At 41.1% G+C, this 13,066-nt stretch carries 8 protein-coding genes; 4 read left to right on the top strand and 4 right to left on the bottom strand.

The window, feature by feature from the left end:
• Positions 1-218 precede the first annotated feature (218 nt).
• Both DLD82_RS01540 and DLD82_RS01545 read right to left on the bottom strand, forming a co-directional pair.
• The gene (locus tag DLD82_RS01540) at positions 219-2,837 is read right to left on the bottom strand and encodes a hybrid sensor histidine kinase/response regulator (protein ID WP_109939352.1); all 2,619 of its coding nucleotides are present in this window, start codon (positions 2,835-2,837) and stop codon (positions 219-221) included.
• 9 nt (positions 2,838-2,846) lie between these two features.
• Positions 2,847-3,803 carry a transporter substrate-binding domain-containing protein gene (locus DLD82_RS01545; protein WP_109939353.1) on the bottom strand — a complete coding sequence of 319 codons (957 nt, stop codon included), beginning with the start codon at positions 3,801-3,803 and terminating at the stop codon, positions 2,847-2,849.
• A gap of 174 nt (positions 3,804-3,977) precedes the next feature.
• Between DLD82_RS01545 and DLD82_RS01550 the strand changes: the two genes are divergently transcribed.
• Positions 3,978-5,246 (top strand): MBL fold metallo-hydrolase, encoded by a 1,269-nt coding sequence (locus tag DLD82_RS01550; protein WP_181391193.1) that lies wholly within the window; start codon positions 3,978-3,980, stop codon positions 5,244-5,246.
• Positions 5,247-5,296: 50 nt separating this feature from the next.
• On the opposite strand, the gene DLD82_RS01555 is transcribed toward DLD82_RS01550, so the two are convergent.
• Positions 5,297-7,087, bottom strand: coding sequence for a PAS domain S-box protein (locus DLD82_RS01555; RefSeq protein ID WP_109939355.1), 1,791 nt, complete (start codon positions 7,085-7,087; stop codon positions 5,297-5,299).
• 83 nt (positions 7,088-7,170) lie between these two features.
• On the opposite strand from DLD82_RS01555, the gene DLD82_RS01560 reads away from it, so the two are divergent.
• A complete protein-coding gene (locus DLD82_RS01560) occupies positions 7,171-9,093 on the top strand; it encodes a S8 family peptidase (RefSeq protein WP_109939356.1) in 1,923 nt (640 codons plus the stop codon).
• 11 nt (positions 9,094-9,104) lie between these two features.
• Here the strand turns inward: DLD82_RS01560 and DLD82_RS01565 are convergent, their stop codons facing one another.
• Complete coding sequence (locus tag DLD82_RS01565) at positions 9,105-10,076, bottom strand: DNA adenine methylase (RefSeq protein ID WP_109939402.1); 972 nt, start codon at positions 10,074-10,076, stop codon at positions 9,105-9,107.
• Positions 10,077-10,155: 79 nt separating this feature from the next.
• Here DLD82_RS01565 and DLD82_RS01570 point away from each other — a divergent pair, with 79 nt between their 5' ends.
• Both DLD82_RS01570 and DLD82_RS01575 read left to right on the top strand, forming a co-directional pair.
• On the top strand, positions 10,156-11,664 hold the full coding sequence (locus DLD82_RS01570; RefSeq protein ID WP_109939357.1) for an SLC13 family permease: 1,509 nt from the start codon (positions 10,156-10,158) through the stop codon (positions 11,662-11,664).
• Positions 11,665-11,902: 238 nt separating this feature from the next.
• Positions 11,903-12,994 carry a hypothetical protein gene (locus DLD82_RS01575; protein WP_109939358.1) on the top strand — a complete coding sequence of 364 codons (1,092 nt, stop codon included), beginning with the start codon at positions 11,903-11,905 and terminating at the stop codon, positions 12,992-12,994.
• The last annotated feature ends 72 nt before the right edge of the window (positions 12,995-13,066 follow it).

Genomic DNA, 13,066 nt, shown 5'->3' on the forward strand with positions numbered 1-13,066 from the left:
ATTATGTAAAAACAGAAAATGTGTTACTTCATCACCAATTCGTAATCAATTTTTTGTCAATTATACCTTAAGATCACTCTGATGTGTATGGATCTTTTGTCTCAAAACCATAATTCTTATGTAAATTCTGAATATGACTTAGTGAGAAAAAAGCATTGCGTTGTTTCTTATCTGGATTTTTAAACCTGTAGAATTTCAGGTGTTAAATGTATCAGTTTTCAGAAAAAAGAGTTTTTAAAAATTTTTAATATTTCTTCAATTTCTCCAATGTCATAGGCATCAGTTGCATCAGACAATCCATGAGCCAGAATTAATAATTCAGGTAAATTATGTTCTTCTCCGTATGATTTCATATCAGATGCAAGCTGACGGGCTGATTCACCGGTAAATATTGTAATTAGTCTCTCAATTCTCTCAAGAAAAAGATCCCTGACTTCATCGGAGATATCTTGTCTGACATTATTCCTGTTCGTATCAGGATTGTACATCTGCATCGACTCATTAAGCTGCATTTTTGATGATTCTAACTCGTATGGCAGAAAATTCTTCAGTAATGTGATAAGGTTTTCAAATTTTACCGGTCTTGTGATGATTCCATCAAACATCTCTGTCGGTTCTATTATATTTTCATCACTTCGGATTACAATCATGGGAATACCTTGTTCCGGGTATAATTTGTTAATTTCATGGAACAATTGAACACCTGACATTCCTGAATTGTCCATTTCAGCAATAATAAGATCAGGTCGTTCGTGGACCAGAAAAGCCACCGCTTCACTTGCAGATGTAAAAGGTATAGGTGCAAGGAATATTTTTCTTAATATGTTACAGAGTAAGGATCTTTCAGGTTCATTATCATTTAATACCATTACCCGGGCCGGATAAAAAAACACATTTGGTGTGGATTCTGATTCTTCCTGTCGAAATGTATGTTTATATTCCTGCACTGAAGGAATAGTGACAATAAATCTGCTTCCCTTTTCCGGCTCACTTTCAACGGTGATTTTTCCCCCCATTCTCTCAATAAGAGTGTTACATATAGCAAGACCAAGCCCGGTTCCCCCGAATTCACGAGCGGTGAATGGACTTTGTTGTTCGAAAGCATGGAATATCCTTTCCTGATCATCTTCTGGAATTCCGATACCTGAATCTGATATTTCAAAGATGATGTTATACTTCTCGTCACCACCGGGATTTGCTGAAACGGAGAGTTTTACAAATCCCGATTGAGTAAATTTTATTGCATTTCCGATAAGGTTGAGCATTACCTGCCGAATCCGGGTAGTGTCAAGAAGGACAACTGGTAATTTTTCGGTTACCTCTAATTTCAGGTCAAGCCCTTTTTCCTGAGCCCGGTATCCAAGAATGAGTATGGTCTCCTCGCATAATCTGGTAAGATCAGTAGGTTCAAGAAGAAATATCATCTTATTTTCTTCTATTCTGGAGAGATCCAGAAGATCATTTAAAAGCATGAGTAATGTTTTCCCTGAGGTATGAATTGACCTGATGTACCGCTTCTCATGAATGTCGGTCACTTCATCAGCCAGAAGAGAACTAAACCCGATAATGGCATTGAGGGGGGTCTTAATCTCATGAGACATACTCGCAAGAAAGAGGGTCTTTGATCTATTTGCTTTTTCAGCAGTTTCTTTTGCATTTTCAAGTTCTTTGGTTCGTTCTTTAACAAGATTCTCAAGCCCTTCTCTGGATTGCCTGAGTCCCTCCATTGTTACTCTCAGTTTTTTTGTCATTTCGTTAAATGAAGCGGCCAGAACTCCAACTTCATCCTTGGTAATAACCGGTGCAGTGGCGGTTAATTCTCCACCTGATACTCGTATGGCAGCATCAGTAATGGCAAGGACTGGTTGCGCTATCCGGAATGCAATGAGATAAATACAGAGGAGCAGAATGAAAGAGAGGAGCAGACCAATAAAAACAAGCATCCATGCCATCTTTTTTGCAGGCAAAAATGCCTCCTCCTGATTCATTTCAGTAATAAGTGCGATTTTTTTATCATCCAGCCAGCGATAAACTCCAATTACCGGGATACCACGGTAATTTGTATACATACCACTTCCATCATACCCGGAAATGCTTGCATTGATCCCCTCTGAAAAGAAGGGACCCATCAATTGATAATCCCTCATTGGCTGAGTCAGAGTGATTGCATTGTGAGATGGATCAATGAGGTATGTTTCCCGGTTTTGACCCTGGTATTCATTTTCCCGGATAATTCGTTCAATTTTTGCAAGAGAAATCTGTGATGCAAGTATTCCCGCACGAAAACCTGTGGAATCAAAAACAGGAGTAATGACCATCAGAGTAGGTTTTTTAGTAGTGTCTGCTGGTGATATATGAAACAGAGAGGTTTTTGAGAGTCCTTCGGTAAAAAAAGATTCATTTAATCTTTTTATTCCTTCATGTTCCTTGTTGGTTGATACAAGCACTACTCCATCATCTCCGGCAATGAATAATTCCTCATAATCACCGGTCTGGGTTAATACCAGTTGTAATGTTTCAGAAAGTTTTTGATATGCTGATTTCCAATCAGGGTCAGATGCCTTTTTTGTCGTAACGCAGGATATCTGTTCTCTAAAGTCAGGGAACCAGGCAATCATAACAATATTCTGAATCTGGTCGTTAATCCAGGTATTCAGATATTGTGTTTTCTGGGCTGCAACGGTATTGAGCTGATCAAATACCGACTCTGTCAGTTGATTGGTTACCTGAATGTATGATGTTAAACCAAGAAGGCTGATGACAATGAGGGAAATTATTAGAAAAGACATGACAAGTCTTGTAACAAGACTCTTTTCCCAGGGTTTTTCCAGGGTCATTTCCCATCCTTACTCAAACTTTTTCAGGGAACTGATGTTAAAACGTCCTGCTTCTTTGGTATAATCATCTATAAGATATTTTCCAGCCAGCATTCCGAGAGTTCCGTCATCATGCATCTCCTGGATGATTTTATCTACCGTCTCTAAAAAGATCCATTGGTTGGTAGAACTTTTTTTATCAATGGCAGCAGCGAAAAAACTGTAGTATGCCGGTTCAGATAATGGACGCAGAGGCATACCCTGACGAATCGATGCCATTCCAATAGGGGCATCAGATATAACTGCATCTATCTTCGGGAGGGAATTAGATGAAAGATCAGCAAAGGCAAGGGTTTCATAGTTATATGCCACCGGAACAGCATTCTGTATTTTGCATCTGATTGTTTCACCTGGCAGGGTCAGATTACCTTCAAGGTACTTTTCCTGAACACAGCCAGCACAAACTCCTATTCTTTTTCCTGCCAAATCTTCTATATCCTGATATTGCTGGTCACTCTGGCGGACAAAAACCAGGGCGGGGGCAGAGTTGTATGGTTTTGTAAATAAAAGTTTTTCCATCCGTTCATTGGAAATAGACATCGATCCAACACTGATGTCCCATGAGTCTGCCCAGTCACCATTAACGATTCTGGTCCAGATGGGAGTTACAAAACATGGCTCCACTCCAATTCTCTTTGCAATTTCACTCCCTACAGCAACATCAAAGCCTTTAAGTTCATCTGAGGTATATGCTGCCGGTTCACATTTAGAATCTGCAGTTCTCTCTGACCCGGGTATTAATTCTGAAAATGGCGAGGATGCCGGATCCGTGGCGATTATCAGTGTTCCCCTGCTGTTGATTCTGTCCAGTTTATCTTCCAGTGTAATTTTTTCTGATGTATCCGGTTTGATTTGGATCATCACAAATATTAGAGCAATGAGACATAATATGATAATCCCTGCGATTATTGTCATCTTTTCGTTCATGCCGGCCACCAGTTATCTCGCATACGATTAATTGTGTATCTTAAAACAAGCAGTATGGTGTCAAGAAGTAATAATAGATTCCGATTTATCGATTCACAATTCATCACCTGGTCGGACCCTCGCTGATGAGAGGGTTTATGTTGTTATCTGCGAAATATCCACCAGGAAATGGCTGTGGATCCGGATGAGGAACTTTTTAATAAAGGGATATCTTTCCTGAAAAACGAAAAAACAGAAGAAGCTATTGATATTTTTTCGGAACTTGTTGAAAAGGATGATAAAAACCATAAAGCCTGGAATGCGTTTGGTGTTGCACTTTCCCAAACTGCTCATAAAGATAGTGCCATACATTGCTTTGAAAATGCTCTCTCACTCGACCCTGAAAATACAGTTTATAAGCGGAATTTAATTCGTGCAAAATCTCCCCCCACCATCAGAAAAAATCCAAAAATGATGGAACTGACCGAACAAAAAAGACCCGGCCGGATAATCCGGGCACTACTCATAAGTCTGACCTGTCTGGTCACCGTAGGATTACTTGCATTTGCATTGTTGTCCGGGTTTGTGCCAGGCTTTTCGATTCAGGATGGTATGATTCAGGGAATATCTGGTGTTCCTAATACTCCTGTGGTTGAAGTAACCCCTCTGGTTACCGAGACCCCAATTCCTCAGGTTACAATTCCATCTCCAATCGCGACCCCAATACCCGTTCCAACACAAAAGCCTGAGGTTTTATTTCATTTCATTGATGTCAGCCAGGGAGATGCAACCCTTATCCAGAGTGATGGAAAAAATGTTCTCATCGATGCAGGGCCTTCAACATCAGGACCACGACTTGTTGATTACCTGAAAAAACAAAATATTTCAACCCTTGATATGGTTATTGCATCTCACCCGTTCGATGACCATATCGGAGGAATGATAGATGTCCTACAGACATTTGAGGTGAAGACATACATTGATAATGGTGAGCCGTATAATTCAGATTTATATAGAAAGGTAATTGAGCTGGTGATATCTGATCAGGCGGTTCGTTCCATTGTAAAAGCAGGGATGAAGATTCCATTCACATCGATGGCTGGTATCGATATCATCAGTCCATACACCCTGACTGGCCATCCTGATGAAGATTCACTTGTGCTGAGGATAACCGTTCAAAATGTAACTGTACTCATGCCTGGTGATGCATCGGATGTGAAAACTCCTGCTACAATATTGAAGGTTCCGGATCATGGTTCTGATGATGCAATATCATCAATATCGAATGTCAGACCTGAGGCGGTGGTGATCTCTGTTGGTTCAGGCAATCCTTATGATTATCCAAGGTCCGGTACCATGAATGCAATAGAAAAACAAGGATCACAAATATTCAGGACCGATGTAAATGGGACCATTGTAATCGCTGTCGATGGGAATAACTGGACTGCAAAGTCCTCCCGATAGTCACCCATTTTCACTATGTAGTCCCCGTTAACGGGGTTATATTTTAATAGTTATTCAATCCGGTATTTTCCATCCGGAATGGTCATGGTGAATCGTGCTCCTTTTTCTTCATCACCATTTTCTTCAATTGCAATCCCTGTGATGGCGAGGATTTCACGAGCAAGAAATAAACCAAGACCTGTATTAGACCCGACCTCTCTGGCGAAAATCCGGGTTTTTTGTGAATGAGGGATCCCTATTCCGTCATCTTCAATGATCCATTTGAGGGTTCCATCTTCTCCCTTATGCCATGAGCTGGTGATTTTTGTCACTTTTTTACCATGTCGTACTGCATTTTCCAGGAGATTATAAATTACCTTCAGAAGAAGAGGATCTGCAAGGACAACCAGATGAGTGGAATCATCAAACAGAATATTAACGTGTTTTGCATTGACAAGATTTGCAGAACTTTTTAAAATTGCCCTTATGTCATGCCATACCGGTTCCTTTGTTCCAAGGTCCTGATAGTCACGGGTAAACTCAATATGGTGACGGATGGATCTTGACGCCATTTGTGCTTTTAAAATGAATCCTCTGGTCTCTTCAATTGAAGTTTCAGTTCCTGCAAATTCAAGGTACCCGATAAGAGCGGTAAGAACATTGAGAATATCGTGCCTGGTTATGGAAGATAGCATATTCAGTTTTTTATTCGCTATTATGAGGGCTTCTTCAGAACGTTTTTTTTCGGTAATATCGTGAATGATTACATAGAGTACCTTCTGATTTTCAATTGTGATAAAGCCGCTATGGATCTCAACATCCCGGATTTCTCCTGAAGAAAGACGATGTTCAAGGTAAAAAATTGATTTTTCTTTTTGTATTGCCTGCTGCATATTATGATTAAATTCATCCATCTCATGGGTATGGAGGACGGAAAAATTCATGTTGAGAAGTTCATCATGGGTATATCCATAATATGAACAGGCAGCTGCATTTGCATCCATAATTTTCCCTGATTCCGGATGAATAATCAGCATAATCGAATGACTATTTACAAAAAAGCTCCTGTATCGCTCTTCACTGGTTTTCAGGGTAAATTCTGAGAGTTTTTGTTCGGTCAGATCCTGCAGTTGTATCAGAAATTCGCCGGTTATATCCGGATATGACAGGGAAATTGGTGTGATGAGAATATTGATAAAACGTTTTTCCAAAGTATACTTCTCACTATCATTTTTTATATCCCTCCGGTTTATCGTAATGGGAATGGTGTAATCAATCTGTTCTCCGGTTTTAAGCTCCGTTAACATATCCATTGGTATTGTCTGATCGGTAGAATTCCCAAAAAGATCTATCTCGCTTTTATCTGATACATTAAACATCTTCATACAGGCTGGATTTGCCTGAACTAATTTGCCTTCAGAATTGTAGAGCAAAATTGCTATCGGTGACTGGTTAAATATTTCATGAAAAACAATCTCTGCCTGCTTGGATTTAATTACCTGGAGTAGTTTTTCGGATAACAACCCGAACAGTTCTTTCGGGCTTTCATCCTTTACAAAGTAAAGGTCAGCTCCACTGTTGAGGGCATTAATTATTACTTCTTCTTTCCCCATGCCGGTGAGTATGACAAAGGGGATCTTATTGCCCTCACTTCTTACCTCCCGAAGAAAGGAAATTCCATCCTCTTCAGGCATATTAAAATCGGAGATGATTGCATCATAATGATTTTTCTTTAACAGGTGAAATGATTCTTTAACGGAGTCAGCGGTGGCAACTTTGAAGGAATCAGTTTTTTCAAGAAAAGATTTTGCAATCGTACAGATCTCCTTATCATCATCTACAAAAAGAAGTGAGTAGCTCATATTCCCTCGATCCCTAACATTTAATCGGTGGTAAAGTATGAAACCTTATCTACTCTCCCGGTAATCATTCAACAGTGAGTGAGATGGGAAGACCGATAGGATGGTTATTTCTGACGATTATTGCTCTGCTTTTTATGAATTCTGTAGTTTCAGAACCAGTTTCAAGTTGGCATCCTTCAGCACGTGTTTTTTTTGATACCCCGGATTACAACCAGATTATTAATGAAACACAGGTTCCTATTGTTCCTTTTGTTAAAACACAAACAAATCAGTCTCTTGGTACGAATGATAGTCCTTCCGCTCTTTCATCAGAATCAGCTGCTATTTCTTATTCTGGTGAGGATAATTCAGGCCGGATACTGGTCAGGTACAACGTTTCAGATGTCTCAACCCTTTCTGATATCTCCATCGAGGGTATACAGGTAGTTGAAGATTTAGGATCTACGTTAATGCCCGGGCTTGCTCTGTGTAATACATCCGGAATATCAAGGGATGAAGCAGTAGAAAAAATATCTGAAACACCCGGTGTATTGTATGCCGAACCGGACTACCTCTGGACTATTGCAAAGGTGCCGGATGATCCACAGTTCTGGAGACAGTGGGGTTTGGAGAATACCGGTCAGGTATACCGGGAAGGAGTTATTCCGGGTAAAGCCGGTTCAGATGGAAGAGTGGTCAATGGCTGGGATATTACGACCGGTTCCGGAACAGTACTCGTTGCAGTTCTGGATACCGGGGTGGATTATACACATCCTGACCTTGTCTCCAATATGTGGACCGGTCCAAATGGAGAACATGGATATGATGTTATCAACCAGGATTATGATCCAATGGATGATTTCGGACATGGAACTCATTGTGCCGGACTAATCGGTGCAGTCGGCAATAATGGAATTGGAACCTCCGGAGTTTCCTGGAAAACAAAAATTGTTGCAGTAAAAGCAATAGATGCACAGGGGACTGCATACACCTCAGATATTATTAAAGGAATTGAGTATTCCACACAGGTAGGGGCAGATATTGTAAGTTGCTCTTTTGGAGGAACGGAATACTCACAGGCATTATCAGATACGATAACCGCATCTCCCGCACTTTTTGTATGTGCTGCAGGTAATAATGGGCAGAGTAATGATATAACACCACATTATCCCTCTTCATACAATCTGGACAATATTATCGGAGTAGCTGGAACCAATGCCGATGATACCCTCTCATCGACATCAAACTATGGAAGCAGTGTCCATCTGGCTGCACCAGGTATCCAAATCTACAGTACTTCCCTTATGCAGAGTAGTGGTGATCGATATACTTATTTAAACGGGACCTCACAGGCAACTGCTATGGTAGCGGGAATGGCTGCCCTGATCTTTGAGACCGATAACAAATTATCACCCCTGGAAGTGAGAAACCTTCTTATGAGTCATTCAGATCCGGTGTCATCACTTTCGGGCAGGGTTGCAGCAAACGGACGTGTAAACCTGACTTCTGCATTACAATCCCTCTCGGTTGAAGATGTAATATCACTCCACAAGGGCTGGAATTTTGTGTCAGTTCCACGACCTCTTGCTTCAGGAAGTGATACTGCCTCTATTTTTGAAAAGGTAAGTTCCGGGGGTCATTCCGTTCTTGCGTATAAAAACCCGGATGGCTGGATTACTCTTAAGGCAACAGATCTCCTTTCCATCATGACCGGATACTGGGTATATTCGACTAAAGAAGATACGATATCCCTGAGTTACATAAAATCACCGGTTCAGGTTATAAAAGAAGTGAAATCAGGGTGGAATACTTTTGGCCTTCCCTCTAAAGAATCAGTCAGTGCAAAACAGGCACTCTCCCCTATTCAGGATATCTGGAAATATCTTGTCGGGTTTGATTCAACCATCCAGCAGTATGAAACACCCATTCTCAATGGAGGATCAGGTGATCAGGATGATGACCGGATGGTAAAACCGATGCAGGGGTACTGGCTTTATAGTTCAGGAAGTGGGAGTATTGTCGGATAAATCTCTTATTTTTATTGGTAATTCCGGATAATAAGTTCGTTTATTGATCCTCGTTTTTCTGCATCACTATTAATCATCCGTTTTGCCTGGACCCGTTCAATTGTATAATCCCTGTATATATCGTCAAAAAAATGATCAGATGGATCTTCATTTTTTGGGTCTGAGTTACTCAGCATTATTTGTGCCCCGGTTTTATGGGCATCAGTGAAAAAGTCAGACAACCTTATCTGATCTTTTTCAAAAAAGCCTTCCTGGGAATATCCGGTAAATTTTGAGGTTTGATTCAGAGGCCGGTAGGGGGGATCTATATATATAAATGCACCCGGACCTGCATACTGAAGACACTGGTTAAAGTCTCCCTGGATAATAGTGGTGTTGCTGAGTAATGCTGACACTTTTCGCAGGTTTTTTTCATTCACGATGGTTGGATTTTTATATTTCCCAAAAGGAACGTTGAATTCCCCCTTTGAATTTAACCGGAAAAGTCCGTTAAAACATGTTCTGTTGAGAAATATGAGTTGAGATGCCCTTCTTATCGTTTCTTTATGGTATGTATTGTAGTCAAATTTTTTCTGTTCTTTATTCAAAGAGTCACGGACCTGATAAAAAAGATCCATTCTCTTATTCTGGTCCAGGGAATCATATGTTATCTGGAGATCTGTCAACAATTGGATAAGAGATTCAACATCATATTTTATCGTCTGCCAGGTCAGGATGAGTTCAGGGTTGATGTCACAAATAACCGATTCTTTCAATGGAAAGAGTTGGGCAATGTAAAAGAACATTGCTCCCCCGCCAACAAAAGGTTCAACATACCTGGTTATGCTCCCCTGCTCAAGTCCAGCAGGTAGTCTTTCTGCAAATTCCAAAAGCAGCTGACTTTTTCCGCCTGCCCATTTTAAAAAAGGTTTAGCGTATTCATCATCCCCGTTTCCACGTTTTCTATGGATTGACTGAATTATTATATCGGATTTTTTCTTCATTTGATAACTGATGTACATATTGCAGTTCGGAAAAGATAATTCGGACGGATTAAATCTCCATGATCCAAACATATAGGAAATGAAGAACTTTTTTTGTCTGGTTCTGGGTCTGGTAGTAGCCGCCCTTATCATGATAATGCCCGAATCAATCTTCATATCCTGGGAAATTCAGGCTACGGCTGCAGTGACCATACTGATGATCATCTGGTGGATAACTGAAGCTGTTCCAATCCCGGTGACTGCTCTTGTTCCTCTGGTGGGGTTTCCCCTATTTAGTGTTCTTACACCAGCGGAAGCCTGTGCACCCTATGCTGACAAAACAATATTTCTTTTTCTGGGTGGGTTTATCATCGCAGCATCCATGCAGAAGTGGAACCTGCATAGGAGAATTGCACTTTCCATTATACTACTGACCGGGACCAGTCCGCGCCAGATTATTCTCGGATTCATGATTGCGACTGCTTTTCTTTCCCTGTGGATTTCAAATACCGCAACCGCAATGATGATGATTCCAATTGCCGTTGCAATAATCGGGACTATTGGTGTTGATGCCTTTAAAAAAGAGAGTGGGGAAGAAGGGGGTCTTGATTTTGCAAAAGCCCTGGTCATTTCCATTGCATATGCAGCTTCCATCGGTGGTCTTGGCACCATTATTGGCTCTCCCCCGAATGGTATCTTTCTTGCCCAGCTTAAAACGCTGTTTCCTGATGCCCCGACGATTGGGTTTGTAGACTGGATGCTATTTGGTATTCCTCTTGTTGCAATTTTTATCCCTCTGACCTGGCTCTGGTTGATTTACGGCCCATACCGCCATCTTCCCTCTAAACTCCCCCAGAGTAGGGATATTATTTTGCAGGAGAAGAAAAAACTCGGCCCGATTACTACGGGGGAGCGGTGGACCCTGATAGTTTTTGTGATGACTGCTCTTATGTGGATCTTCTCCAGTACCAAAAAAATCGGAGAAATCACCATTCCAGGTCTGGATATCTTGTTTCCTGGCATTGATGACTCAACCATCGCGATGTTTGGAGCAATCCTTCTCTTTCTGCTTCCAATAAATATCAGAACCCATGAATACACAATGGACTGGGAAAACGCTTTAAAAATTCCATGGGGTATTCTTCTTCTCTTTGGAGGAGGTATCTGTTTATCCAAGGCCTTTATAAAATCCGGACTTGCCGATGAACTGGTAAAGCACCTTACTGCATTGAGCATACTGGATGTGTTATTTATTGTTCTTCTGGTTGCCATTCTGGTTTCATTCCTGACTGAAGTAACATCCAATACTGCAATAGCTTCTGTTATGATGCCTATTCTGGCTGTAACCTCGGTGAGTCTCATGATAAATCCGGCGATTTTAATGCTTACCGCTGCTCTCACAGCATCCCTGGCATTCATGCTTCCGGTTGCAACACCTCCAAATGCCGTTGCATATAGTACCGGATACCTGACAATGCGGGATCTGATGCGAACCGGGTTTAGTTTAAATATCCTAGGTATTCTTCTGGTAACCCTGTTTATGTACACTATTGTCCTGTGGGCACTTGGTATATCGTTTGATCTTCCTGCATGGGCAGTAACCCCCTGATTTTTTTAAACCCAGTTTTAACAGGATAAAATCAGAGGTTGCCTAATTTTAAAGGTGATTCTCCTGGTTTTCCCTAGAGGAAACTACTTAAAAACTGGACAATGAGGTACTGAGAGAATTGACCTTGGGATATCTGTTTATAGTATTCAACCGATCCTGACTCATGAACTGACCTGTATCTGGTGCTAAGATCATGGTAAAGCAGTCACCATCCAGGGCATAGACAAGGAGTGAATTTTTGATAAAAAAAATTGTATTCGAAATGGTTTTGTTTTTTATTTTATTGTCCGGTATCGTAAGTGCAGACCGACTGCCATATCAGGTACCGGAAAACCAGAAAATATCCATTTCAACCATTATTGATGTAGTCGGATTTGTATCTGACAGTTCATCCATGTCGTGGACTATCGATTATTCTGAAACACCCGTGACAACATCTACAATGAGTAGTTTATCTGGTGCACATAATCTGACTTCAAATCAATTGACGGCTCTTGCCAGTGCCAAATCATCAACTTCCGGGCTTACCTATTCGGTTGATTCAGGAGTCCTGAGTTCTATTACGGTGCCTGATTATCTCCTGGATGACCTTGCACTTCCGGATATTGCGTCAACAGATCCCTGGTGGGGAATGACCTGGAGGGGCATCCTTGATTCACTTGATTCATCTTCATATGCTGAAAGTGAAGATACTCTGACTGGTAGTATACATGATGGAAAGTTGATTCCGGGAGAGTCGATTGCGATTGTAACCTTCGCTGATTCTATTCGAACCAACGGGGGTCATCTTATGTTAAATAAGGATCTTGGATTTGATTCTCAGAATAAGGGGAATGGCCTCTCCAACCTTGAGGTTGAAAAAGTGCTTACTTATGAGAGTATTGACGGTTCATTCCTTGTTGGCAGTGAAGAATGGAGTCTTGATGTTGCAGGTAACTTTGCCGATACTGATGATTCCATCCGGTGTGTATTCGCATCTGCAAAAAGTGATGTTCTTCCGGCGTTTTGTAATGTGGTGAAAGCGAAGAGTGAACTGATAAACTTCAACAGTGGTCAGGTTTCAACAAAAGGTGGAATCAGAGCTGTTGCAGCAAGTAGTGATGTTCCGGCAGCATTATTCTATCAGATAGCGGTAACGCCGGTTTCGGGATCATCATCCGGGTTTGCAGAAGGAACCGTAAAAACTTCGTTTGCAGGCTCAATTATGGAAGCCAGGGGCGATTCTGATGAACCATCCGCAACAAATCAGTGGTCAGATAAGGCATCAGTGTCCGGAGGTATCAAAAACTTCCAGAAATCCTTCGGGTATGAGTCGGGTTTCTCTCTGTAATCTAAAAATACATCTCTTATTTTTTTATTTTCTGTTTTCCCATAATGGGTGATAAGACTCCTATCTATCAGA

It is taken from the genome of Methanospirillum stamsii (genome assembly GCF_003173335.1).
Classification (GTDB): Archaea; Halobacteriota; Methanomicrobia; order Methanomicrobiales; family Methanospirillaceae; genus Methanospirillum; species Methanospirillum stamsii.

Excerpts from the sequence above, each read along its gene's own strand:
- DLD82_RS01540 (WP_109939352.1), bottom strand. The coding sequence starts at position 2,837 with ATGACCCTGGAAAAACCCTGGGAAAAGAGTCTTGTTACAAGACTTGTC.
- DLD82_RS01545 (WP_109939353.1), bottom strand. The coding sequence starts at position 3,803 with ATGAACGAAAAGATGACAATAATCGCAGGGATTATCATATTATGTCTC.
- DLD82_RS01555 (WP_109939355.1), bottom strand. The coding sequence starts at position 7,087 with ATGAGCTACTCACTTCTTTTTGTAGATGATGATAAGGAGATCTGTACG.
- DLD82_RS01560 (WP_109939356.1), top strand. The coding sequence starts at position 7,171 with ATGGGAAGACCGATAGGATGGTTATTTCTGACGATTATTGCTCTGCTT.
- DLD82_RS01565 (WP_109939402.1), bottom strand. The coding sequence starts at position 10,076 with ATGAAGAAAAAATCCGATATAATAATTCAGTCAATCCATAGAAAACGT.
- DLD82_RS01570 (WP_109939357.1), top strand. The coding sequence starts at position 10,156 with ATGAAGAACTTTTTTTGTCTGGTTCTGGGTCTGGTAGTAGCCGCCCTT.